Raw genomic sequence first — 22287 nt, forward strand, 5'->3', positions numbered from 1 at the left:
GCCTGGCATGCGTTACCATCGGAAGTTAATATGGAGGCAAGATGGCTATTCAAATCATCAACACGGCGCCGGTAGCCGGCCAGCGGCCCGGCACTTCGGGCCTGCGCAAGAAGGTGGCTGTGTTCAGCCAGCCGCAGTATCTGGAAAACTTCGTGCAGAGCGTTTTTGACACGCTGGGCGACTGCCGCGGCCAGACTCTGGTGCTGGGCGGCGACGGGCGCTTTTACAACCGCGCGGCCATCCAGACGGTGCTGCGCATGGCGGCCGCGCATGGCTACGCGCGCGTGCTGCTGGGGCAGGGCGGCATCCTGTCGACGCCGGCCGTCAGCTGCGTCATTCGCAAGCATGGCGCCAGCGGCGGCATCATCCTGTCGGCCAGCCACAACCCGGGCGGCCCCGATGGCGATTTCGGCATCAAGTACAACATCGCCAATGGCGGCCCGGCGCCCGAAAAGGTCACCGAGGCCATCTACGCCTGCACGCAAGGCATCGCCGAATACCGCATCAGCGACGTAGCCGACATCGATCTCGACAAACTGGGTTCGGTGCGCATCGAGCAGATGACGGTCGAAGTGATCGATCCGGTTCAAGATTACGCGGAACTGATGCAGCAGCTGTTCGACTTCGACGCCATCCGCGCCCTGTTCGCGGGCGGCTTGCGCATCTGCTTTGACGGCATGCACGCCGTCTCCGGCCCGTATGCGACGGCCATCCTGGAAGGCATGCTGGGCGCGCCCAAGGGCAGCGTCATCAACGGCGTGCCCCTGGAAGACTTTGGAGGCGGCCATCCGGACCCGAATCCCGTCAACGCGCAGGAATTGATTTCCATCATGGCGGCCGGAGATGGTGACAATGAGGCCCCCGACTTCGGCGCCGCCTCGGATGGCGACGGCGACCGCAACATGATCGTTGGCCGGCGCTTCGACGTGACGCCGTCGGACAGCCTGGCGATTTTGGCCGCGAATGCCACCGTGGCCCCCGGCTACCGCGCGGGCTTGAAGGGCATCGCCCGCTCCATGCCGACGTCGGGCGCGGCCGACCGGGTCGCTAGCGCGCTGGGCATCCCGTGCCACGAGACGCCGACAGGCTGGAAGTTCTTCGGCACCCTGCTCGACGCGGGCCTGGCCACCCTGTGCGGCGAGGAAAGCTACGGCACGGGCTCGAACCACGTGCGCGAAAAGGATGGCGTATGGGCCGTGCTGTTCTGGCTCAACCTGCTGGCAGAGAAAAAGCAATCGGTGGAAGAGATCGTGCGCGCCCACTGGGCTACGTATGGCCGCAACTATTATTCGCGCCACGATTACGAAGACATCGACAGCGCCGGCGCGCAGCAGTTGATGCAGGCCGTGCGCGGCCAGCTGGCCGCCTTGCCGGGCCAGGTAGTCAATGGCTACACGGTGGCGCTGGCCGACGATTTCAGCTACACGGACCCCGTCGATGGCTCCGTGGCGGCGCAGCAGGGCATCCGCATCGTCATGACGGACGGCGCGCGCATCGTGCTGCGCCTGTCCGGCACGGGCACCGAAGGCGCCACCCTGCGCCTGTACCTGGAGCGCTATGAAGCCGATGTCGCGCAGCACGCCATCCCGACCCAGGAAGCGCTGGCGGGACTGATCGCCGTGGCCGAGCAACTGGCGCAGATCCGCGCGCGCACGGGGCGCGACGGGCCGACCGTGACGACGTAAAAAAAGGGCGCCCGAGGGCGCCCTTTTTTATTGCGGCAGGTCAAACCGGCATCATGCTTTTGCCGGGATGGCCGCCTGGCGGTAGTTATCGACCATCTTGTAGCGCTTCGCATACAGGCCGAAGGCCAGCATGGCGACGGCGGCAAAGGCGGCGAAGAAGAACATCTGGAAGGCCGTCACGCTGATGCCGCTTTCGGCGATCTTGCCGATCACGCCTTCGTTCATGACGCTGCGGTTGACGATCAGCACCCACAGGTTGCCCACCGTGGTCGACAGATTCCAGAAGCTCATGATGGCGCCCTTCATCGAGACGGGCGCCTGGCTGTAGGCAAACTCGAGTCCTGTCGCCGAGACCAGCACTTCGCCGAACGTCAGCAGCGCGTACGGCAGGATTTGCCACATGATGGAGACGGCATTGCCGCTGTCGAGGGCCAGCTGCAAGAGGCCAATGACGATCCACGCCAGCGAGGAAAAGCCGATACCGGCCGTCATGCGGCGCAGGGCCGTCGCTTCCAGGCCGAAGCGGTTCAGCATCGGGTACAGCACCAGGTTGTTGAACGGGATCAGCAGCATCACCAGCATCGGGTTCAGCGCCTGCATCTGCGCCGGCAGGAACCAGCTTGGTTTTTCCATGGTGTTCGCTTGCACGATCCAGGTCGAAGCCTTCTGGTCGAACAGCGAGAAGAAGGGCGTGACGAGGGCGAAGATGACGAGGATGCGCAGCACGGCGCGCACGCCTTCGACGGCTTCGTCGGGGTGGATGCCGCGCGCGCGTTCCAGCTGCATGGCCGTGCCGATGCTGCCGAAGGCCAGCAGCAATACCAGCGCCGTACACGCGGAAATCACGAAGCCCCATTCGGGAATGCTGTAGAACGCATACAGGGCGCCGATCACGCCGACGTAGGCCACATACAGGCCGGGACGCGAACCGCCGTCGACGCGCGCCAGCAGGGCCGTGCGGGCCACGCGGGTGAACGAATCGGGGTTCGGCGGTGCCGGCGGCACGTGCACGTATTTCTTGGCGCCCATCCAGAAGACGATGGTGGCGGCCAGCATCATCAGGCCGGGGATGCCGAAGGCGATCGATGGACCGTAGTCGCGCAGGAACATCGGCATCAGCAGCGAAGCGAAGAAGGAGCCGAAGTTGATGATCCAGTAGAACAGGTCGAACACCAGCTTGGCCTTGTGCTTGTTGGTCTGGTCGAACTGGTCGCCGACAAACGAGGCCACGAGCGGCTTGATGCCGCCGGAACCGAAGGCGATCAGGAACAGGCCGAAATAGAAGCCGTTGACGCTGTTTTCAAACAGGGCCAGGCAGGCATGGCCGGCGCAATACACGAGGCTGAGCCAGAAGATGGTGTTGTATTTGCCGAAGAAGCGGTCGGCCAGCCAGCCGCCCAGCAGCGGGAAGAAGTACACGCCGATGACGAAGGTGTGGAAGACGTGCTTGGCTTCGCCCGTGCGCTGGTCGATCGGGATCATCAGCAGCAGGGTGCTGATGAGGAATGGCGTCAGGATGTTGCGCATGCCATAAAAGCTGAAGCGTTCGCAGCCTTCGTTGGCGATGATGTACGGTATTTGCCGGGGCATCTTGCCCGTGGCGGTTTGTGTCTCGGCCGATGACATTGGCTCTCCCCAAGTTTTTTTTGTAAGCCGCGATGCTAAGGCCTGCCGCGTTTGCTTGCAACAGAAAAAACGGCCTGTCCGCTATTTCGCAGGGATTTGTAAGGTATTGATTTTCATAAAGACATTACTTTCGGCACTTGCACGCGCAGGGCGGGGCAGCCACAGCTGCATTTGCAGCATGCCATCCGATGCGGGACAGTCCTCCAGGGTAAAACCGCAAGCCAGGTACAGGGTCAGCGCCGCGTGGTTGTCCTGCGCCACGGCCAGGCGCACGCGGCCCAGCTCGGGAATGGCGCAGGCATGGGCGATGGCGGCCTGCACCAGTTGCCGTCCCGCGCCGCGCCCGCGCGCCTGCGGCGCCACGTACACGCCCCACAGGCTGGCCTTGTCATGCACGACGGCGATCGGTTCGCGGCGCAGGCCGGCCATGGCGATCAATTGCTCCTTGGCGAAAGCGCCAAATATTATTTGGTGGGAGGTGGCGTGCAGGCGCTCGGCTATCTGTGCCAGCGGCAAGCCGCTTTCCGCCGCATGCGTGGTGCAGAAGGCGGCGGGCAGTTCGGCGATGCCGGCCAGGCGCAGCGCGCGGTAGGCGCTGGCGTCGTCTGGCGTGAGGGGGCGGACGGTGATGGCGGGCATGTGGGCGAGTATCGGGCTTCGATGCCAGAAAGTAAAGCTTGCGCTGCAACGCCGGTGTCCCTGGCCATCGCGTTGGCTTGGGGGGTTACTGCGTGGCGATGCGCTGCATGGGCGCATTGTCCTTGCGCCATTGTTCCAGGCTGATCAGGTCGCCGCTGACGATGTCGTCGACGAGGATGCGCTTGCCATCGGACGTGACGACGAAACTCTCCCACCGGTGCGCCGCATCGGGCGTGCTTTCGAAAAAGCTCAGCTGGTAGTAAACGACGCCATTGACGAGGCGCGTCTCGGGCGACGTTTCCATCACGGCGCCGTGCGCGCGGCCGCCGGACGCCTTTTCGATATGCGCCGACCATGCCTTGATTTCCGGCAAAGCCATCAGCGCATCGACGGCGCGCGCGTTCTGCTCCGGCACCGCCGTCTGGCTGCTCGCGGCATTGTCTGCCTGCGGCGCGGACTGCTGATGCAGGTAGAAAGCACCGAGCCCGGCGGCCAGCAAGCCGGCCAGGATGCCGGCGATGATGGTGGTTTTGGAAGAAGAGGCGCGTGGCGGCATGATGGTGAGCGTGAGAAAGAGGGACGATGGCGGCCATGCTAAAGCAAAACGCACAGCCCGGCAATCGCCGGGCTTGCCAAACGGGCTTGCTAACGGGCTTGCCAAATGAACAGGCGAAAAAAAGCCACCTTCCGTAGAAGGTGGCTTTCGGGGCCGCCGGGAGGCGCTGGCAGCTTTTGGTCTGCCAGCCCCGTCCCTGCGTATGCGGCCAGTCGCGCCGTCGCCTGCGCGACTGGCCGACGGACATTACATCATGCCGTCCATGCCGCCCATGCCGCCCATGCCACCCATGCCGCCGCCCATGCCGCCGCCTGCTTTGTCGTCAGCGATTTCGCAGACCATGCAGTCGGTCGTCAGCATCAGCGAAGCGATCGAAGCGGCGTTTTGCAGCGCCGAACGGGTCACTTTGGCTGGGTCCAGGACGCCCATTTCCACCATGTCGCCATACGTGCCGTTGGCAGCGTTGTAGCCGTAGTTGCCCGAGCCAGCCAGTACGGCTGCCACGACGACCGAAGCTTCTTCGCCAGCGTTTTGCACGATCATGCGCAGTGGCTCTTCCATTGCGCGCAGGACGATCTTGATACCAGCGTCTTGATCAGGATTGTCGCCCTTGACCGTGATGTTGGCGCGTGCGCGCAGCAGGGCTACGCCGCCGCCTGGCACGATGCCTTCTTCCACGGCAGCGCGGGTCGCGTGCAGTGCATCTTCAACGCGGGCTTTTTTCTCTTTCATTTCGACTTCGGTGGCTGCGCCAACCTTGATCACGGCAACGCCGCCAGCCAGTTTGGCGACGCGCTCTTGCAGTTTTTCACGGTCGTAGTCCGAGGTCGCTTCTTCGATCTGTACGCGCACTTGTTTCACGCGTGCTTCGATCGAAGCTGCTTCGCCGGCGCCATCGATAACGATGGTGTTTTCCTTGCCCACTTCGATGCGTTTCGCTTGGCCCAGTTCGGCCAGGGTCACTTTTTCCAGGGTCAGGCCGACTTCTTCAGCGATCACTTGGCCGCCGGTCAGGACAGCGATGTCTTCCAGCATGGCTTTACGGCGGTCGCCGAAGCCAGGTGCTTTCACTGCGCAAGTTTTCAGGATGCCGCGGATGTTGTTCACAACCAGGGTGGCCAGCGCTTCGCCTTCGATGTCTTCTGCGATGATCAGCAGTGGACGGCCAGCTTTTGCGACTTGTTCCAGTACCGGCAGCAGGTCGCGGATGTTCGAGATTTTCTTGTCGCACAGCAGGACGAATGGGCTGTCCAGCACGGCAACTTGTTTCTCCGGGTTGTTGATGAAGTATGGCGACAGGTAGCCGCGGTCGAACTGCATGCCTTCAACGATGTCCAGCTCGTCGTTCAGCGACTTGCCGTCTTCAACGGTGATGACGCCTTCCTTGCCGACTTTTTCCATCGCTTCAGCGATACGCTCGCCGATCGAGTAGTCCGAGTTTGCCGAGATCGCGCCAACCTGGGCGATTTCCTTGGTCGTGGTGCAAGGACGGGCGATTTTCGCCAGTTCTTCGACGGTGGCAGCAACTGCCTTGTCGATACCGCGCTTCAGGTCCATCGGGTTCATGCCGGCGGCAACGAACTTCATGCCTTCGCGCACGATGGCTTGTGCCAGCACGGTTGCGGTGGTGGTGCCGTCGCCGGCGTTGTCGCTGGTGCGGGAAGCAACTTCCTTGACCATTTGCGCGCCCATGTTCATGAGCTTGTCTTTGAGTTCAACTTCTTTCGCTACCGAGACACCATCCTTGGTGACGGTAGGGGCGCCGAACGAGCGCTCCAGGACCACGTTGCGGCCTTTCGGGCCCAGCGTTACTTTGACTGCGTTGGCGAGGATGTTGACGCCTTCGACCATCTTGGCGCGCGCTGCGTCGCCGAATACTACTTCTTTAGCTGCCATGTTCAATTCTCCTGAGTTTCGGGATGTATCTGTCTACAACGTGGAAACAATTACTTGACGACGATCGCCATGATGTCTTCTTCGCGCATGACCAGCAGCTCATCGCCGTCAACTTTGACGGTTTGGCCGGCGTACTTGCCGAACAGGACGCGGTCGCCCACTTTGACATCCAGAGGACGCACTTTGCCGTCGTCGAGAATCTTGCCATTGCCTACGGCAAGGACTTCGCCTTGATCCGGTTTTTCAGCAGCTGCATCAGGAATGATGAGGCCGGACGCAGTCTTGGTTTCCTGGTCGAGGCGTTTGACGATGACGCGATCGTTCAATGGGCGCAGATTCATACAAAACTCCTTAAAGTTCAATGGATAGGTGTTGCTAAATGAATACATGCCTGGCACAGCGCCAGGCCTGCTTTCAGTGACCGCCGTTGAAAGCAGCCCGCAACGGTCAAGCAAACCCCATGTCATCCTGTCCTTGCCTGTATCCGGCAGTGGTGCATCGCGGCGTCGCCCGCCGCGTAGCGTTCCCTGCAGTGGCCTGGCAAGCACCATCATTTCCTGAGGATTGCTACGAAAGAGTTTGTTAGCACTCTCTACTAACGAGTGCTAATTATAGGGACGCTAAGGGTCAACTTCAAGGGCTTATTCAAGGGGAACATATAGATAGATGCTGAGCAGAGCCTGCATCTACACAGGGTTTGCGCCAGCACAAGCCTCGTTCCCGGGCGTCAGCAACAGGCGCGACTCTAGCATGCCGTTCGGAGGGGGGGCGTTCCTGTACGCATAGGAAACAGAGTTTGACTATGAAATTTGATAAGATGATTGCAATTGCATATCAATATCACCACTCGCACCAGAAAGCACGCCATGCCATTCCCGATTTCCCATCCCGCCCTGCGCCTGTTGGGCGCTACTCTCGTCGGTCTCGCCTGCCTGGGCAATGCCGCGGCACAAACGCCCACCATCGTCGACGAGATCACTGTGGCGGCCCTGACGCCGCTGGAAAAGGAAATGTTGCTCAATGACTTGTTCAACGATTTGAACAAGGATGACGACGACCAGGAAGCCCATGTGTGGGACAACGGCGGCGACAGCGGCGTGCTGGTGAAAGTCACATATAACTTCAGCAACTCCGGCATGACGGAACACAGCTTGAAGGCGCACGTGTGCCGCGACCTGAAATTCGTCGTCACCGCGGGCGACAAGTCGCAGGACCTGAGCCGCCGCACCTGTTCGCAGAACAGCGGACGCTGGGATGTGCAGGGCAAGGACCCGGCGCCCGTCGTGTATCCGCCATTCCTGTCCGACGTCACCATCGCCAAGCTGAATGCGAAGGAACAGAAAGCGCTGCTGACGGCCGCCGTGCGCACCTTGAAAGATGAAGAGGATGGCAAGACGCGCCAGTGGAGCAACAAGGGCCTGGGCAATGCGGTGCCGCTGGCAGTGCGCCTGACGCCCTCGGGGACGGACGCCAAGCCTGGCAGCTACCACCGTACTTGCCGCGACTTGACGATGGTGCTTGACGGCAAGGGCGGACAACAGACGCTGACGCGCCGCTCTTGCGAAAACCGCTATGGCGGACTCGATATCGAACCCGATTACGTCGACGAGTAAAACGCTGCCATCGCGGCGCCGGCGGATGCGCGCACTTGGCGAAAAGCGCCGGAAAAAGCGTGTATTGTCCGCCAACTGCCCTGCATTGATGTAAATATGTGTGACAGCGGCGTGATTCGATTGACGCCCATGGAGCGTCCGCCCTATAGTGGCGGGATGATTTCCGAATTCAACGAATTATCCGACAAAATAGGCCTGCTGGCCGAAATGACCCATGCGCTGCGCCGTGAAAACGCGCAACTGCGCAAGGACAATGCCGCGCTGGCCGCCGACAACGCCCTGTATGTGCAGCGCATGCGCGAGGCGCAGGAGCGGGTGGAAGCGTTGCTGGAAAAAATTCCCGAACTGGTGCAAGCCGGCCTGGAGCAAGCCGCTTCGGAAGCGGGCGCCTATAGTGGCGAGAACGAGAAGGAAGCGTAATGCCGCGTGTCGATGTCAATATCATGGGCCAGTCCTACAGCATGGTGTGCCGCGACGGCGAAGAGCGCGCGCTGCGCGAAGCGGCGATCTATCTCGATAGCAAAATGAAAGCCATCCGCGACGCGGGCAAGGTCAAGGGCAACGACCGCATCGCCGTGCTGGCCGCCCTGGGCGTGGCCGCGGAATTCCTCTCCGTGAAGTCGCCGCAAGGTCCGCTGTCGGAATTGACGATACTGGAAGTGAAGCAGAAAATCTCGGCCATGCACACGGTGTTGGATAGTGCATTGACGCCCCAGGAAAACCTTTTTTAAACACTGAACCAAACCTACTGCGTGTCGCGCCTTGCGGCCTGCGATGCTCGCTGTGCTCAAGCACAGCTGCGCTTCTTGGCCACAATTCATCGCCGCTCGCTACGGTTTTGTTCAGTGTTATTAATTGGATTTTAAGCGGACACAGTACGATTTGTCTTTGCGATGCGCGAGCAAAGGAGTAAACTTGGGTCTACCCTGCGGTGTTCGCGATTGCCATATATTCCTTGAACCATTTATGCGCATCGGTTGCGAATTTTGTTTGATGGGAGTGAGCGTCGCTCGTTCGACGAACCCGAAATTGAACTAACGTGACCACCTTGAACCGTTTGGTTCGGGATGCCGGCATAGCGGCACAGGCGGGGCCCAATTTGCAGTACCAAGAAAACGGTTGCAGCATCGATGCGCAACCGTTTTTTTACGCCTGTTGCTTTTGATAGGGAGTGAATATGAAACAATATTGGCTGATGAAATCCGAACCCGATGAAGTGAGCATCGACGACCTCATGGCGGCGCCCAAACACACCATGCCGTGGTTTGGCGTGCGCAACTACCAGGCGCGCAACTTCATGCGCGATGGCATGCAACCGGGCGATGGCGTGCTGTTCTATCACTCGAGCTGCCCGCAGCCGGGCGTGGCGGGCGTGGCCGAAGTGGCCAGCGGCGCGTATCCCGATCACAGCCAGTTTGAAGAGGGCGGAAAATATTTCGATGCCAAGGCCACGCCAGAGCAGCCGCGCTGGATCAGCGTCGACGTGCGCGGCCTGAAGAAGACGGCGCTGCTGCCCCTGTCCGAGATGCGCCAGATGCCGGAGCTGGAAGACATGCTGCTGCTCAAGAAAGGCAGCCGTCTGTCCATCACGCCCGTGACGCCGGCGCAATGGAAAGTCATTACCGGCAAGCTGACAGGCTAGCCTTCGACCCGGTTGCGGCCATTCTGCTTGGCCCGGTACAGGGCCTGGTCGGCGGCGGCCAGCAATTGTTCCGGCGTCTGTCCTGCGTCATTCAGCGCGAGGCCGATGCTGGCCGTCACCAGGCCGCCGCGCGACGGCGCGTGGACGATGGCGGCCGCGGCAATCGCTTCCTGCATCTTGTGCGCCACGGCCAGCGCACCCGCACCATCGGTGGCGGGCAGGATGGCGGCAAACTCCTCTCCGCCGAAGCGGGCCGCCAGGTCGCTGGCGCGCGGCAGCGCGGAATGCAAGGCGGCCGCGATCTGCACCAGACAGGCGTCGCCATACGGGTGGCCGAAGGTATCGTTGAGGCTTTTGAAGAAGTCGATATCGATGATCAACAGCGCCAGCGCTTGATTGTTGCGCGCGGCGCGCTGCCACTCCAGCTGCAGGGTCTGGTCGAAGCAGCGCCGGTTGGCGATGCCCGTCAAACCATCCGTCAGCGACAGCTTTTCCAGTTTGTCGTGGGCTTCGCGCAAAGCCCGTTCGCTTTGCATGTAGCGGCTTTGCAGGGTGGCCGAGCGCAGCGCGTGGACCGTCAGCGCGACAAACAGGGCGCTGGCCGCCAGGTAGAAATGCTCGCGCAGCACGACGAATCCCAGTCCCAGCAGGGCTGCCGTGAAGAAGATGGGGCTGAAGTTGTCAATCAGCAAGGTCAACGGGCGCGGCGGCCGTGCTTCTTCCTCGCCCGGCTGCACGCGCATGGCCAGCACCGCCAGCAGCAGGAAAGGCAGGCTGGGCAGTACCTCGCTGGGACCGGCTTTGGCCAGCGCATGCAGGGTCAGGTAATTATAGGCGCCCGCGCAGGCGGCGTAGCACCACAGGAACACGCTGAGCAGCAGGTAGAAACGCCCTTGTGCACCATCGCGGCGGTGCGCCAGCAGGCGCAGCGAGGCGCAACCGGCCAGGACGAGGTTTTCCACGTTGTACGTCGTCACCAGCAGGCTGGCGGGTATCGGCGCGATTGAGCGCTGGTCGAAGGGCGAGACGGAAAAGATGGCCGTATAGGTCAGGTAAGCTGCCAGCAGCACTTGCACGGCGTCCAGCCATTGCAGGGTGCGCGAAGGGTGGCGGTCGCTGACGGAGGAAATGGCCAGCAGCAAGGGTGCGCCATACATGAAATAGGCAAAATCGGAGAAATACGTCGTGTCGGACGCCACATGGCCGCTCAGGTCTTGCCAGGCGGATAACGCCATGCCCACGCTCCAGAACAGCATGGCGGCCGCAAACAGGCCCCAGCCCGTGCGCACGACGCCGGGGGTGCTCAGGCTGGCGTTGCGGCAGCAGGCGGCCAGCGCCAGCAGTGGCGCCATCACGCCGAACAGGTAGCTTACGGCGGGACCGCGCGTCCCGGTCCAAGCCGTCAAGGCCAGTTGCGCCAGCACGTAGCCGCCCGCCAGCGCCAGCCAGAATGTCGTGGTCTTCCTCGCATATTGCATGGATGGGACTCCCCGCTCGAATTGCCAACACAGCATGATTGCATGCCCTGCTCTTGCTGCAGGGTAAAGCGATCATTGCGCTATCGCAAGCGAAGATTCATTCCGCAAGGAAATTGTGCTGCTTTGAGGGAAAAGTTGCCGGGGGAGGGAGAATGGCGCGCCTGCCTGGCGCGCCATCGGGAGAACGGCCGTTTTACATGTTGGCCGGGCGGGCCTTGGTGGGCGGCGTGCCCATTACCTGGCTTTTATACGCCCACACCAGCAGCGCGATGGCGCCGACGATCATCGGCAGGGACAGCATCTGGCCCGAGGTGATCGGCACGCCCAGCCACACGACTTCCCAGTCCGGCGTGCGGAAGTATTCCGTGAAGAAGCGCGCGCAGCCGTACAGCAGGGTAAACATGGCGCCCACGGCCATGCGCGGACGCTGCTTGCGCGCATACAGCCACAGGATGATGAACACCAGGATGCCGTCGACCAGCATCTGGTAGAGCGGTGACGGGTGCACGGGATACGGAATGCCTGGCCATTGCATGGCCCACGGCAGGGTTTCCGGGGCGATGCGGCCCGGCAGTTCTGCATTGATGAAGTTGCCCAGACGGCCGGCCGCGTAGCCGAGCGGCACCAGCGGCGCGATGAAGTCGAGCACATCGAACAGGTTGCGGCCCGCCTTGCGGCTCCACAGGTACATGGCCAGGATGACGCCGAGGAAGCCACCATGGAAGGACATGCCGCCATGCCAGACCATGAAGATCTCGAGCGGATTGTGCATGAAGTATTCGGGACGGTAGAACAGCACTTCGCCCAGGCGCCCGCCGATCACCACGCCCAGCATGCCGTAGAACAGCATGTCATCGAGGTCTTCCTTCTTCCAGCCCAGCACGGCGATATGCGGCTGCTTGATGCGCACGCGGCCCAGGATAATGAACAGGGCAAAGGCCAGCACATACATCAGGCCGTACCAGTGCACGGCGAGCGGGCCGATCTGGATGGCTATCGGGTCGGGCATCGGGTGTATCAGCATGGGGGTTTCTTTCTTTGTTTAAAGCCAAGGTTGCGTAGTATGGGGGCGCTTGCGGTTCTTTGCCTTAGCGGTCACTTAATTTATCGTGCCGGGTGGCTTATCTGCTTGCGCAACAGCGCCAGAAAGCCTTGCAGCACGGCGGACGGATTGTCGCGGCGCCAGGCCAGGCCCGTTTCCACCAGCGGCGTGGCGTCCTGCAGCGGCCTGTATTCTACGCCCGGGCGCATCAGATTCGATACCGATTGTGGCACAAGCGCGATGCCCATGCCAGCCGAGACGAGGCTGACGATGGTTTGCATCTGGATCGCTTCCTGGCCGATCTGCGGCGTGATGCCGGCCGCGCGGAACACGCCGAGGATGGCGTCGTGCAGGGCGGGCGAGATCGCGCGCGGGAAAATGATCAAGGGCAGGGACGGCACGTCGCGCAGGCGCACGGCGCCCGGCGTATTTAAAATGGCGAGGCCGGACGGCGCGGCCAGTACCAGCGGCTCGGCCAGCACGGGCAGGTAATCGAGTTCCCCTTTCGCCTTTTCGGGCAGGGGCGGGATCAACAGGCCCGCATCCGTGCGCCCGGCCAGCAATTCGTCCAGCTGCAGGTCGGAAGTGGCCTCCTGCAACTGGATCTGTACTTGCGGATAAGCCGTCTGATACGCGCGCAGCAGCGGCGGCAGCACGCTGTAGTCGGCCGAGGAAACAAACGCCAGGCTCAATCGCCCCGCCTCGCCCTGCGCGGCCCGCCGCACCAGCGCGGGCAAATCGAACGCCTGCGCCAGCAGCCGGCGCGCCTCGGGCAGCAGGGCCGTGCCGGCCGGCGTCAGCTGCACTTCGCGGCGCGTGCGCACGAACAGGGGCGCGCCCAGCAATTCTTCCAGGGCCATGATGGTTTGCGACAGGGGCGGTTGCGTCATGTGCAGGCGCGCGGCGGCGCGGCCGAAGTGCAATTCCTCGGCGACGGTGACGAAATAGCGCAGCTGGCGCAGTTCAAGGTTCATATGCGTTTCCATGGGGAATAAGTTCTGTGATATATAAAGCGACTCACAGACACGTGCATCATATATTTGACAGTGGGGCGCGCGCAAGGCAATCTGGCGTACCCCCACTGCATGCAGGGTTTTACTGCGAATTTTTCTGTAAGCCCGCACAGTCAGGCACCAACACTTTTGGAAGGTCCATCATGCCGCAATACCGCTCCCGCACCACCACCCACGGCCGCAACATGGCTGGCGCCCGCGCCCTGTGGCGCGCCACCGGCATGAAGGATGGCGACTTCGACAAGCCGATCATCGCCGTGGTCAACTCGTTCACCCAGTTCGTGCCCGGCCACGTGCACCTGAAAGACCTGGGCCAGATGGTGGCGCGCGAGATCGAGGCGGCCGGCGGCGTGGCCAAGGAATTCAACACCATCGCCGTCGATGACGGCATCGCCATGGGCCACGGCGGCATGCTGTATTCGCTGCCTTCGCGCGACCTGATCGCCGATTCCGTCGAATACATGGTCAACGCCCACTGCGCCGACGCGATGGTCTGCATCTCGAACTGCGACAAGATCACGCCGGGCATGCTGATGGCCGCCATGCGCATCAATATCCCCGTCGTCTTCATTTCCGGCGGCCCGATGGAAGCGGGCAAGGTCGTCAAGGTGGTCAATGGCACGCAGAAGATCATCAAGCTGGACCTGGTCGACGCCATGATCAAGGCCGGCGACAGCACGGTGTCCGACGCCGACGTGGCCGAGATCGAACGCTCGGCCTGTCCTACCTGCGGTTCCTGCTCCGGCATGTTTACGGCCAACTCGATGAACTGCCTGACCGAGGCGCTGGGCCTGGCCTTGCCCGGCAACGGCACCATCCTGGCCACGCACTCGGACCGCCAGCAGCTGTTCCTGCGCGCGGGCCGCCTGATCGTCGAACTGGCCAAGCGCCATTACGAGCAGGACGATTACTCGGTGCTGCCACGCTCGATCGCCACCAAGTCCGCATTTGAAAACGCCATGGCGCTCGACGTTTCCATGGGCGGCTCGACGAATACCGTGCTGCACTTGCTGGCCGCCGCGCACGAAGCGGAAGTGGAATTCACGATGGCCGACATCGACCGCATCTCGCGCAAGGTACCGTGCCTGTGCAAGGTCGCGCCGATGACGGACAAATACCATATCGAAGACGTGCACCGCGCGGGCGGCATCGTGGGCATCCTGGGCGAACTGGCACGCGCCGGCTTGCTGAACACGACCCTGCCGACCATCCACGCGCCGACGCTGGCCGACGCCATCGCGCAAAACGACATCATGTGCACGGACAATCCGGCCGTGCATGAATTGTTCCGCGCCGCCCCGGGAGGCGTGCCGACGCAGACGGCGTTCTCGCAATCGGAGCGTTTTGCGGCAGTCGACACGGACCGCAGCACGGGCTGCATCCGCGACAAGGCGCATGCGTACTCGCAGGATGGCGGCCTGGCCGTCTTGTACGGCAATCTGGCGGAAAAGGGCTGCATCGTCAAGACGGCAGGCGTCGATGAAAGCATCCTGAAATTCTCGGGCAAGGCGCGCGTGTTCGAAAGCCAGGATGCCGCTGTTGAAGCGATTTTGGCCGATACCGTGCATGAAGGCGATGTCGTTATCATCCGCTACGAAGGCCCGAAAGGCGGCCCCGGCATGCAGGAAATGCTGTACCCGACTTCGTACATCAAATCCAAAGGTCTGGGCAAGGCGTGCGCGCTGTTCACGGACGGGCGCTTCTCGGGCGGTTCCTCGGGCCTGGTGATCGGCCACGCCTCGCCGGAAGCGGCCGAAGGCGGCGCCATCGGCCTGGTGGAAGAGGGCGACTTCATCGACATCGACATCCCCGAGCGCACCATTAATTTGCGCGTGACGGACGTTGAACTGGCCGCGCGCCGCGCCGCCATGGAAGCGAAGGGCGACGCGGCCTGGCTGCCCGTCAACCGCGAGCGCTATGTGTCGCAGGCGCTGCAGGCGTATGCGGCGCTGACGACGTCGGCTGACCGGGGCGCCGTGCGCGATCTCTCCCAACTGAAGAAGCGCTGACCACACCAGGCAAAACCTACTGCGCGTCGCGATTTGCGGCCTGCGATGCTCACTGTGCATTCGCACAGCTGTGCTTCTCAGCCACAACTCGCTGCCGCTCGCTACGGTTTTGCCAAGTGTTGGATACTGTTGTGCAGGTAAGACAGCCGGCCCCGATTTGCTGCGCGGGGCCGGCTGTCGTTACATCGCCTTACAAACAACATGGTCATGGACGCGCAGATGGGGCAGAATATGCATGCCTCCTGACTACATTGCGTTACTACATTGAAACGCTTGATCTGGGCTCGTGGTGCATCTGCGGAAACACAGTAAAATGCCGCAGGAAGTAACTTTGGAGAAAAGACAATGAAACGTTTTATGTTGGTGAGTGTATTGGCCGTATCGGCTTTGGCATCGCAAGCAGCGTTGGCCAATCCGGACCTGGCGAAAGCAAAAAACTGCATGGCTTGCCACGCGGTGAGCACGAAACTGGTGGGCCCTGCGTTCAAGGACGTGGCTGCCAAGTATGCCGGTCAGAAAGACGCGGAAGCCAAGCTCGTGGCGAAAGTCATGAAGGGCGGTTCCGGCACCTGGGGCGCGATCCCGATGCCAGCGAACCCGCAAGTGAGCGATGCGGAAGCCCACACCCTGGTCAAATGGGTACTCGCACAGAAATAATCTGTGCCGCAGTACCTGCAATCAGCGCGCCGGCAATCCCGGCGCGTTTTTTTTGCCCGCTGCCTTCTGCAGATTACCCATGCCTTCCAATGTCGCCCGCACCGCCTCGTCGAGCGGCGTATGCGGCTCCTGGCCCAGCACGGCCAGCAGCCGCGCATTGTCCATGGCCAAGGGCGTGTGCCACAGATAGCGCATCTCGCGCATTTCGCGCAGGGTCGCCACGAACGGCGACGCCAGCGCCACCAGCCACCACGGAAAACGCCGGATGGCGGGCGCAGTTCCTGTCGCCTGTTCCACTACGCGGGCAATCGCGCCCGTCATTTGCCGGCCGTCGTGGTCCCAGTGGCCGGCCATGTGAAAGCGAGAGAAGGCCGGCAAGGTGGCGCGCATGGCCAGCAATTGCAGCATTGTGCGTGCCACGTCGGGCAGGTAGGACCATTGGTGGCCCACGCCGTGCGTACCGGGATACAGCACGCTGCGCACGGGATGGCCCGGTTTCACCAGCCCCTGCGAAAACCAGTTGTTGCCGGCGCGGGGGCCGAAGAAGTCGCCCGCGCGCACGATGATGACCCTGGCGCCCTGCGTGCTCGCCCATTCCAGCCGCGCTTCCAGTGCCACGCGGATGGCGCCCTTGCGCGTGAGCGGGCGTTGCGGCGCATCTTCCGCAAGTAAGTCTCCCGATGCGGGAAAGGCGTCGGGACCGAAGTTGTACACGGTGCCCGGCAGCACGATGGTGGCGCCTTCGGCAATCGCCGCTGAAATCGTGTTGTCGAGCATGGGCAGTACCAGTCGGCCCCAGTGGCGGTAGCCGGGCGGGTTGACGGCGTGCACGATGACGGCGCAGCCTTTCGCGGCCGCCAGCACGTCCGCGCGCGACAGCGCATCGCCGCGCAGCCACTCGATGTTATCGCCGCGTGGCGATGGCGTTTCTCCCCGCGTCAGGGCGCGCACCTGCCAGCCTGCCGCCTGCAGTTGGCGGACCATCTCGCCGCCGATGCCGCCCGTCGCGCCCAGCACCAATACCGTTTTGTCCATATTGTCCTCCGTGTGGTTGATGGAGCCAGTATCTGCCGCGCAAGGCTAATTGGGAATTGACGAGCATCGACCATGGGCTATACATTTATGTATGACTACCTCGATCGCCTGGGAATACTACCGTTCGCTGCTGGCCGTGCTGAAGCACGGTTCCCTGTCCGGCGCCGCACGCGCGCTGGGCATCACGCAGCCCACCGTCGGCCGGCATATCGCCGCGCTCGAGCAGGCGCTGGGCGCAACCCTGTTCACGCGCTCCCAGCTGGGCTTGCTGCCCACGGAAGTGGCCCTCGCGCTGCGGCCCCATGCGGAAACCATGGAACATACTGCCGCCCTGATGCAGCGCGCCGCCAGCAGCCAGGGGCAGGGCGTGGCCGGCGTCGTGCGCATCGCGGCCAGCGAAGTGGTGGGCGTGGAAGTGCTGCCGCCCATCCTGGCCCGCCTGCGTGCGCGCCATCCGGGCTTGACCATTGAATTGGTATTGAGTAACAAGGTGCAGGATTTGTTGCGACGGGAAGCGGACATCGCCGTGCGCATGCTGCGGCCTCGCCAGGAACAGCTGGTGGCGCGCAAGGTGGGCGATATCGAACTGGGCCTGCATGCCCACGTGGATTACCTGGCGCGGCATGGCACGCCGCTGGTACTGGCCGATCTGGCGCAGTATGCCGTCATCGGCTACGACGAGGCGAGCGCCTTCGTGCGCAACGCGGGCGCGGCTTTCAATGGATTTGCGCGGGAAAATTTTGCCTGGCGCAGCGACAGCGACTTGGCGCAACTGGCCCTGATACGCGCGGGCGCCGGCGTCGGCGTGTGCCAGGCGGGTCTGGCGGCGCGCGATCCGGCCCTGCGGCGCGTGTTGCCGCAAGCGTTTGCGCTACTGATGGAAACCTGGATCACCATGCATGAAGACTTGCGCGGCAGCCTGCGCTGCCGCGCCACCTTCGACGCGCTGGCCGAAGGGTTACTGGCTTACGTGGCCGGACAGCAAGAACCGTAGCGAGCGGATGTGAGTTGTGGCTGAGAAGCGGAGCTGTGCGAATGCACAGTGAGCATCGCAGGCCGCAAATCGCGCCGCGCAGTAGGTTCTATTATTTGACCACTTCCATCTTGGTCTTCTTGCCATCGCGGTAAGTGAACAAGGTCAGCGCGCCATCCTTGATGTCGCCGTTGGCGTCGAACGAGATCGGGCCCGTCACGCCCTGGTAGTGCACCTTGGCCAGGAAAGGCAGGTAGACGGATGGTTTCGACGATTTCGCGTCGGCCATGGCGGTGGCCATGGTCATCACGGCATCGTAGACGTATGGCGCGTACAGCTGCACTTCCATATTGTATTTCTGCTTGTAGCGGGCGCGGAAGTCGTCCATGCCTTTTTGCTGCGCGCCCGTCACGCCGCCCGCTTCCGCGCAAGTGACCATGTCTTCGCCCACGGCGTCGCCTGCCAGCTTGCCCAGCGGTTCCGTGCACAAGCCATCGCCGCCCATGAACTTGGCCTTGATGCCCAGCGCCTTCATCTGGCGCAGCATGGGGCCGCCCACGGAGTCCATGCCGCCAAAGAAGATCAGGTCGGGATTTTTCGACTTGATGCTGGTCAGGATGGCATTGAAGTCCGTCGCGTTGGCATTCGTAAATTCCTTGCCGACGATTTGCACGCCTGGGGCCGCCTTCTTGGCGCCCTTGACGAATTGTTCCGCCACGCCCTGGCCGTATGCCGTGCGGTCATCGATGACGGCGATTTTCTTCGCCTGCAGCTTGCCTACGGCATACGCGCCCAAAGTTCCGCCCAGCTTGTTGTCATTGGCGACGACGCGGAAGGCCGTGTTGAATTTCTGCTGGGTATATGTCGGGTTGGTGGCCGCCGGTGAAATCTGTGGAATGCCGGCATTGAAGTAAATGCGCGAGGCGGGAATCGTCGTGCCCGAATTCAGGTGGCCGACCACGCCGTTGACCTTGGCGTCGACGAGCTTTTGCGCCACGGCCGTGCCCTGCTTGGGATCGGCTGCGTCATCTTCGGGGACCAGCACGAATTTCACGGCTTTGCCGTCGATCTTGAAGCCTTTGGCGTTCAAATCCTCGATCGCCATCTTGGCCGCGTTCTCGTTATCCTTGCCCAGGTGGGAGCTGGCGCCAGAGACCGGGGCGACGTGGCCGATCTTGATGATTTCCTGTGCGCCCGCATGGCCGGCAAAGGCAAGGGCGACGGCGAGAGGAAGGACTTTGGTCTTGAGCAGCATAAACATTCTCCAATGGATAAAGATACGGCGGCGTCTCGTGAAAACCGCTTCGACAGGCGGTACGTGTGAAGAAAGGTACAACAAAAAACAGGCGGCGCAAAGCCGCATTTCGGGCTTTTTACATTTTGTCGCAACAATCACCAAAGTGAGGCGCGATGCACCGATTTCGCAGGCGCGAGCGCACCAAAGAATGGCGTTGCAAGAAGGAATAGGGTAGATGGGTAGGTCGGGTTAGCGCGCAGCGCGTAACCCGACGATGCGCAGCAAGTTTATGGTTGCAGCGCCTGTGAGGGAGGGTGCAAGTGTCCCAGCTCATGGCTCACGGCATGCGCGACGATCTGCTCCAGCGACTGCTGCAGATCTTCGCGCAGGGCGCCGCGCATGCCGATCAGGGCGTTTTGCAGGGCCGTCTGCAGGACGTGGGCGATGCGCTCTTCCAGCAGATGGTCGATCTTGCCCTGCACCTGGTGCAGGATGCGTTGCGTCAGCCGCTGTTCGATGGCGTCCCAGTCGGGTTGCGCCACCGTTGGCGGCAACGCCGGCACTGCCTCGACAACAGGCTCGACTGGCATGGCGGGCGCCGCCTCCGGCCCCAGCAGCACCTCCGTCAGCAGGGGGATGCCCTGGTCGAATGGCGGTTGATTCATGTCTTTCCTGCCACGAAGTGGGTCGGCTGCACGTTTTGCTGGCGGTAATGCAGGAAGCGCTGGCGACCCGCTTGCGCATCTTGCTCATCCATGGAAACGATCTCGAAGACGCGCTGGAATTGCGCGTAATTGGCGGGAGGCAATTGCGACAGGTTGACGAGGATGTCGTGGTGCGGCAGTTCGGCCGCTTCGTCATCGGTCAGGATGATGGGCGTCTGCGCCGCCAGCGGATCGCCGGCCAGCACGTGGGGCAGGAAATCCGTGGCGGAAATGGTCCACATGGCGCTGTTCAAGGCGTCGAGCTGGGCGCTGTCGGCCGCCAGCACCACGACCTTGTTGCCGGCCATGTAGGCCTTGCGGGCCAGGCGACAGGCGTAGGCCAGCTTGTCCGGCACATTGCTGTGAAAATCGACGCGGCTCATGGCGATCAAGCGGCCATGCCGCTGTGGCGCAGCAGGGCGTCGATGGACGGCTCGCGGCCGCGGAAGGCCGTGAACGATTCCAGCGCGGGGCGCGAACCGCCGACGGACAGGATTTCCTGCAGGTAGCGCTTGCCTGCCGCCGTGGTGGCGGCCGGTCCCAGCGCCCTGGCTTCTTCAAACGCTGCATAGGCGTCGGCGGACAGCACCTCGGCCCATTTGTAGCTGTAGTAGCCAGCCGCATAGCCGCCGGAGAAGATATGTCCAAAGGCATTCTGGAAGCGGTTGAACGGGGGCGGGATGAGCAGCGAAAACTTGGCGCGCACGCCGTCGATCAGTTGCTGCACGCTTTGGCCCGTGCTGGCATCGTAGTCATAGTGCAAATGCATGTCGAGCAAGGAAAACTCCACCTGGCGCAGGGTTTGCAAGCCGGACTGGAAATTCTTGGCGGCCAGCATCTTGTCGTACAGCGCGCGCGGCAGCGGCGCGCCCGTGACGGCATGCGCCGTCATGTGCTCGAGCACGTCCCATTCCCAGCAGAAGTTTTCCATGAATTGCGACGGCAGTTCCACAGCATCCCATTCGACGCCGGCAATGCCCGACACGCCCAGCTCGTCGACCACCGTCAACATGTGGTGCAGGCCGTGGCCGAATTCGTGGAACAGGGTGATCACTTCATCGTGCGTGAACAGGGCTGGCTGTACCTTGCCGTCGACCACGGCCGGTTCCGTGAAATTGCAGGTGAGATAAGCGATCGGCGTTTGCACGTGTTGCGCGTCGGCGCGTCGTCCGCGCGCGTCGTCCATCCATGCGCCGCCGCTTTTCCCCGCGCGCGCATACAGATCCAGGTAGAACTGGCCGACCAGCTGGCCGTCGCGCTCGATGCGGTAAAAACGCACATCCTTGTGCCAGACGGACGCCGCGTCAAGCTTGATCTCGACGGCGAACAGGTTCTGGATCTGGCGGAACAGGCCGTCGATCACCTTGTGTTCAGGGAAGTACTGTTTGACTTCCTGGGCCGAGAATGCGTAGCGGCGTTCCTGCAGTTTTTCGGAAGCGTAAGGCACGTCCCACGCTTGCAGTTCCGCAATGCCCAGCTCTTCCTTCGCGAATTGTTTTAGTTCTGCTAAGTCTTTCTCGGCGAACGGGCGCGCTCGTTTCGCCAGGTCTTCCAGGAACGCGATCACTTGCGCGGGCGAGGTGGCCATCTTGGAGACCAGCGACACTTCGGCGAAATTGGCGTAGCCGAGCAGTTTTGCCTCTTCGTCGCGCAATTGCAACAGAGTGACGATGTTGTGCGTATTGTCCCAGTCCTCTTTTTTGCTGAACACGTCGCCCTGGTCCGAGGCCTTGGTGGCGTTGGCGCGGTAGATGGTTTCGCGCAGCGCGCGGTTGTCGGCAAATTGCAGGATCGGGTAGTAAGAGGGAAAGTGCAGCGAGAATTCATAGCCCGCTTTGCCAGCCTTTTCGGCGGCGGCGCGCGCGGCCGCCTTCACGTCGTCGGGCAAGCCGGCCAGTTCAGCTTCGCTCTCGACCAGCAGCTTGTAGTCATTGGTGGCGTCGAGCACGTTTTCGGAAAAGCGCGTCGAGACGGCCGCATGTTCTTCCTGGATGGCGCCAAAGCGCTCTTTCTTGTCCTCGGGCAACTCGGCGCCACCGAGGCGGAAATCGCGCACGGCATTGTCGACGATGCGGCGGCGCGCTGGCGACAGGCTGGCGAAATCGGCGCGCGCCTGCAATTGCTTGTATTTGCCGAAGAGGATTTCGTTCTGGCCCAGCTCGGTCCAGAATTCCGTCACCTTGGGCTGGTTCGCATTGTAGGCGGCGCGCAGCTCGGGCGTATCGATCACGCTGTTGAGGTGGTTGACGATGCTCCAGGCGCGGCCCAGGGTTTCGGCGATCTGGTCCTGGGGCGCAACGAAGTTCTCCCAGCTTACTTCTTCCATGGGCGCTTCCAGCTGCGCCACCGTGGCGCGCGCCTGGGCCAGCAAGGTATCGATGGCAGGCGTGACATGCTCGTGCGTGATCGCGTCGAAGCGTGGCAGGCCGGAAAAATCAAGCAGGGGATTGGTATTCATCGTCGGTTCCATATATAAAAGGGC

Annotated in this window: 21 protein-coding genes and 1 other RNA gene; 9 read left to right on the forward strand and 13 right to left on the reverse strand. The window is 62.3% G+C overall.

Features of this window, described 5'->3' with window-relative positions; genetic code table 11:
- Window positions 1-41 precede the first annotated feature (41 nt).
- Window positions 42-1685: an alpha-D-glucose phosphate-specific phosphoglucomutase gene (locus IGS58_RS03990; protein WP_230520716.1), complete on the forward strand. Its 1644-nt coding sequence runs from the start codon at window positions 42-44 to the stop codon at window positions 1683-1685.
- Between the two features lie 51 nt (window positions 1686-1736).
- On the opposite strand, the gene IGS58_RS03995 is transcribed toward IGS58_RS03990, so the two are convergent.
- From IGS58_RS03995 to groES, 5 genes are all read right to left on the reverse strand, one after another.
- Window positions 1737-3311: a POT-type proton-dependent oligopeptide transporter gene (locus IGS58_RS03995; protein WP_034786545.1), complete on the reverse strand. Its 1575-nt coding sequence runs from the start codon at window positions 3309-3311 to the stop codon at window positions 1737-1739.
- Window positions 3312-3392: 81 nt separating this feature from the next.
- Window positions 3393-3950, reverse strand: a complete 558-nt coding sequence (locus IGS58_RS04000; RefSeq protein ID WP_052140513.1) for a GNAT family N-acetyltransferase — start codon at window positions 3948-3950, stop codon at window positions 3393-3395.
- An 85-nt stretch (window positions 3951-4035) separates the two neighbouring features.
- A complete protein-coding gene (locus IGS58_RS04005) occupies window positions 4036-4506 on the reverse strand; it encodes a hypothetical protein (RefSeq protein ID WP_230520717.1) in 471 nt (156 codons plus the stop codon).
- A 246-nt stretch (window positions 4507-4752) separates the two neighbouring features.
- Window positions 4753-6402, reverse strand: coding sequence for a chaperonin GroEL (gene groL, locus IGS58_RS04010; protein WP_034786546.1), 1650 nt, complete (start codon window positions 6400-6402; stop codon window positions 4753-4755).
- Between the two features lie 50 nt (window positions 6403-6452).
- Entirely contained in the window at window positions 6453-6743 is a 291-nt protein-coding gene (gene groES / locus IGS58_RS04015) for a co-chaperone GroES (protein ID WP_010400979.1), read from the reverse strand.
- A gap of 525 nt (window positions 6744-7268) precedes the next feature.
- Between groES and IGS58_RS04020 the strand changes: the two genes are divergently transcribed.
- The 5 genes from IGS58_RS04020 (at window position 7269) to IGS58_RS04040 (ending at window position 9657) form a co-directional block, all read left to right on the forward strand.
- Complete coding sequence (locus IGS58_RS04020) at window positions 7269-8015, forward strand: hypothetical protein (RefSeq protein WP_230520718.1); 747 nt, start codon at window positions 7269-7271, stop codon at window positions 8013-8015.
- A gap of 129 nt (window positions 8016-8144) precedes the next feature.
- The gene (locus IGS58_RS04025) at window positions 8145-8435 is read left to right on the forward strand and encodes a DUF904 domain-containing protein (RefSeq protein ID WP_329957969.1); all 291 of its coding nucleotides are present in this window, start codon (window positions 8145-8147) and stop codon (window positions 8433-8435) included.
- A complete protein-coding gene (locus IGS58_RS04030) occupies window positions 8435-8746 on the forward strand; it encodes a cell division protein ZapA (RefSeq protein ID WP_034747344.1) in 312 nt (103 codons plus the stop codon). Before IGS58_RS04025 ends, IGS58_RS04030 begins: the two co-directional genes overlap by 1 nt.
- Before the next feature lie 189 nt (window positions 8747-8935).
- Window positions 8936-9113: non-coding RNA, 6S RNA (ssrS, locus tag IGS58_RS04035), on the forward strand.
- Window positions 9114-9192: 79 nt separating this feature from the next.
- On the forward strand, window positions 9193-9657 hold the full coding sequence (locus tag IGS58_RS04040; RefSeq protein WP_230520719.1) for an EVE domain-containing protein: 465 nt from the start codon (window positions 9193-9195) through the stop codon (window positions 9655-9657).
- Here IGS58_RS04040 and IGS58_RS04045 read toward each other — a convergent pair.
- The 3 genes from IGS58_RS04045 to IGS58_RS04055 all read right to left on the reverse strand — a co-directional run bounded on the left by IGS58_RS04045 (window position 9654) and on the right by IGS58_RS04055 (window position 13151).
- Complete coding sequence (locus tag IGS58_RS04045; protein ID WP_230520720.1) at window positions 9654-11135, reverse strand: GGDEF domain-containing protein; 1482 nt, start codon at window positions 11133-11135, stop codon at window positions 9654-9656. The two genes, IGS58_RS04040 and IGS58_RS04045, sit on opposite strands and share 4 nt — an antisense overlap.
- 193 nt (window positions 11136-11328) lie before the next feature.
- Window positions 11329-12159, reverse strand: coding sequence for a prolipoprotein diacylglyceryl transferase (gene lgt, locus IGS58_RS04050; RefSeq protein ID WP_230520721.1), 831 nt, complete (start codon window positions 12157-12159; stop codon window positions 11329-11331).
- Between the two features lie 80 nt (window positions 12160-12239).
- The gene (locus tag IGS58_RS04055; RefSeq protein ID WP_230520722.1) at window positions 12240-13151 is read right to left on the reverse strand and encodes a LysR family transcriptional regulator; all 912 of its coding nucleotides are present in this window, start codon (window positions 13149-13151) and stop codon (window positions 12240-12242) included.
- 182 nt (window positions 13152-13333) lie between these two features.
- Here IGS58_RS04055 and ilvD point away from each other — a divergent pair, with 182 nt between their 5' ends.
- The gene (gene ilvD / locus IGS58_RS04060) at window positions 13334-15199 is read left to right on the forward strand and encodes a dihydroxy-acid dehydratase (RefSeq protein WP_034786553.1); all 1866 of its coding nucleotides are present in this window, start codon (window positions 13334-13336) and stop codon (window positions 15197-15199) included.
- 345 nt (window positions 15200-15544) lie between these two features.
- Window positions 15545-15856 (forward strand): c-type cytochrome, encoded by a 312-nt coding sequence (locus IGS58_RS04065; RefSeq protein ID WP_034786554.1) that lies wholly within the window; start codon window positions 15545-15547, stop codon window positions 15854-15856.
- A gap of 21 nt (window positions 15857-15877) precedes the next feature.
- Here the strand turns inward: IGS58_RS04065 and IGS58_RS04070 are convergent, their stop codons facing one another.
- Window positions 15878-16891, reverse strand: coding sequence for an NAD-dependent epimerase/dehydratase family protein (locus IGS58_RS04070; protein WP_070257970.1), 1014 nt, complete (start codon window positions 16889-16891; stop codon window positions 15878-15880).
- A gap of 91 nt (window positions 16892-16982) precedes the next feature.
- Between IGS58_RS04070 and IGS58_RS04075 the strand changes: the two genes are divergently transcribed.
- On the forward strand, window positions 16983-17885 hold the full coding sequence (locus IGS58_RS04075) for a LysR family transcriptional regulator (protein WP_230520723.1): 903 nt from the start codon (window positions 16983-16985) through the stop codon (window positions 17883-17885).
- Window positions 17886-17976: 91 nt separating this feature from the next.
- Here IGS58_RS04075 and IGS58_RS04080 read toward each other — a convergent pair whose 3' ends face one another.
- The 4 genes from IGS58_RS04080 to IGS58_RS04095 form a co-directional block, all read right to left on the reverse strand.
- Window positions 17977-19119, reverse strand: a complete 1143-nt coding sequence (locus IGS58_RS04080; RefSeq protein ID WP_070257968.1) for a branched-chain amino acid ABC transporter substrate-binding protein — start codon at window positions 19117-19119, stop codon at window positions 17977-17979.
- A gap of 269 nt (window positions 19120-19388) precedes the next feature.
- Window positions 19389-19766, reverse strand: coding sequence for a hypothetical protein (locus IGS58_RS04085; RefSeq protein WP_230520724.1), 378 nt, complete (start codon window positions 19764-19766; stop codon window positions 19389-19391).
- A complete protein-coding gene (locus IGS58_RS04090; RefSeq protein WP_034786773.1) occupies window positions 19763-20188 on the reverse strand; it encodes a DNA polymerase III subunit chi in 426 nt (141 codons plus the stop codon). Before IGS58_RS04090 ends, IGS58_RS04085 begins: the two co-directional genes overlap by 4 nt.
- 5 nt (window positions 20189-20193) lie before the next feature.
- Window positions 20194-22263 carry a M3 family metallopeptidase gene (locus IGS58_RS04095; RefSeq protein ID WP_230520725.1) on the reverse strand — a complete coding sequence of 690 codons (2070 nt, stop codon included), beginning with the start codon at window positions 22261-22263 and terminating at the stop codon, window positions 20194-20196.
- Window positions 22264-22287 lie beyond the last annotated feature (24 nt).

The organism is Janthinobacterium sp. EB271-G4-7A (assembly GCF_020858075.1).
Lineage (GTDB): Bacteria > Pseudomonadota > Gammaproteobacteria > Burkholderiales > Burkholderiaceae_D > Janthinobacterium > Janthinobacterium lividum.

What these genes read in the sequence shown, in the direction of transcription:
- IGS58_RS03990 (WP_230520716.1), top strand. Translation starts at nt 42, where the DNA reads ATGGCTATTCAAATCATCAACACGGCGCCGGTAGCCGGCCAGCGGCCC.
- IGS58_RS03995 (WP_034786545.1), bottom strand. Translation starts at nt 3,311, where the DNA reads ATGTCATCGGCCGAGACACAAACCGCCACGGGCAAGATGCCCCGGCAA.
- IGS58_RS04000 (WP_052140513.1), bottom strand. Translation starts at nt 3,950, where the DNA reads ATGCCCGCCATCACCGTCCGCCCCCTCACGCCAGACGACGCCAGCGCC.
- IGS58_RS04005 (WP_230520717.1), bottom strand. Translation starts at nt 4,506, where the DNA reads ATGCCGCCACGCGCCTCTTCTTCCAAAACCACCATCATCGCCGGCATC.
- groL (WP_034786546.1), bottom strand. Translation starts at nt 6,402, where the DNA reads ATGGCAGCTAAAGAAGTAGTATTCGGCGACGCAGCGCGCGCCAAGATG.
- groES (WP_010400979.1), bottom strand. Translation starts at nt 6,743, where the DNA reads ATGAATCTGCGCCCATTGAACGATCGCGTCATCGTCAAACGCCTCGAC.
- IGS58_RS04020 (WP_230520718.1), top strand. Translation starts at nt 7,269, where the DNA reads ATGCCATTCCCGATTTCCCATCCCGCCCTGCGCCTGTTGGGCGCTACT.
- IGS58_RS04025 (WP_329957969.1), top strand. Translation starts at nt 8,145, where the DNA reads ATGGAGCGTCCGCCCTATAGTGGCGGGATGATTTCCGAATTCAACGAA.
- IGS58_RS04030 (WP_034747344.1), top strand. Translation starts at nt 8,435, where the DNA reads ATGCCGCGTGTCGATGTCAATATCATGGGCCAGTCCTACAGCATGGTG.
- IGS58_RS04040 (WP_230520719.1), top strand. Translation starts at nt 9,193, where the DNA reads ATGAAACAATATTGGCTGATGAAATCCGAACCCGATGAAGTGAGCATC.
- IGS58_RS04045 (WP_230520720.1), bottom strand. Translation starts at nt 11,135, where the DNA reads ATGCAATATGCGAGGAAGACCACGACATTCTGGCTGGCGCTGGCGGGC.
- lgt (WP_230520721.1), bottom strand. Translation starts at nt 12,159, where the DNA reads ATGCTGATACACCCGATGCCCGACCCGATAGCCATCCAGATCGGCCCG.
- IGS58_RS04055 (WP_230520722.1), bottom strand. Translation starts at nt 13,151, where the DNA reads ATGAACCTTGAACTGCGCCAGCTGCGCTATTTCGTCACCGTCGCCGAG.
- ilvD (WP_034786553.1), top strand. Translation starts at nt 13,334, where the DNA reads ATGCCGCAATACCGCTCCCGCACCACCACCCACGGCCGCAACATGGCT.
- IGS58_RS04065 (WP_034786554.1), top strand. Translation starts at nt 15,545, where the DNA reads ATGAAACGTTTTATGTTGGTGAGTGTATTGGCCGTATCGGCTTTGGCA.
- IGS58_RS04070 (WP_070257970.1), bottom strand. Translation starts at nt 16,891, where the DNA reads ATGGACAAAACGGTATTGGTGCTGGGCGCGACGGGCGGCATCGGCGGC.
- IGS58_RS04075 (WP_230520723.1), top strand. Translation starts at nt 16,983, where the DNA reads ATGACTACCTCGATCGCCTGGGAATACTACCGTTCGCTGCTGGCCGTG.
- IGS58_RS04080 (WP_070257968.1), bottom strand. Translation starts at nt 19,119, where the DNA reads ATGCTGCTCAAGACCAAAGTCCTTCCTCTCGCCGTCGCCCTTGCCTTT.
- IGS58_RS04085 (WP_230520724.1), bottom strand. Translation starts at nt 19,766, where the DNA reads ATGAATCAACCGCCATTCGACCAGGGCATCCCCCTGCTGACGGAGGTG.
- IGS58_RS04090 (WP_034786773.1), bottom strand. Translation starts at nt 20,188, where the DNA reads ATGAGCCGCGTCGATTTTCACAGCAATGTGCCGGACAAGCTGGCCTAC.
- IGS58_RS04095 (WP_230520725.1), bottom strand. Translation starts at nt 22,263, where the DNA reads ATGAATACCAATCCCCTGCTTGATTTTTCCGGCCTGCCACGCTTCGAC.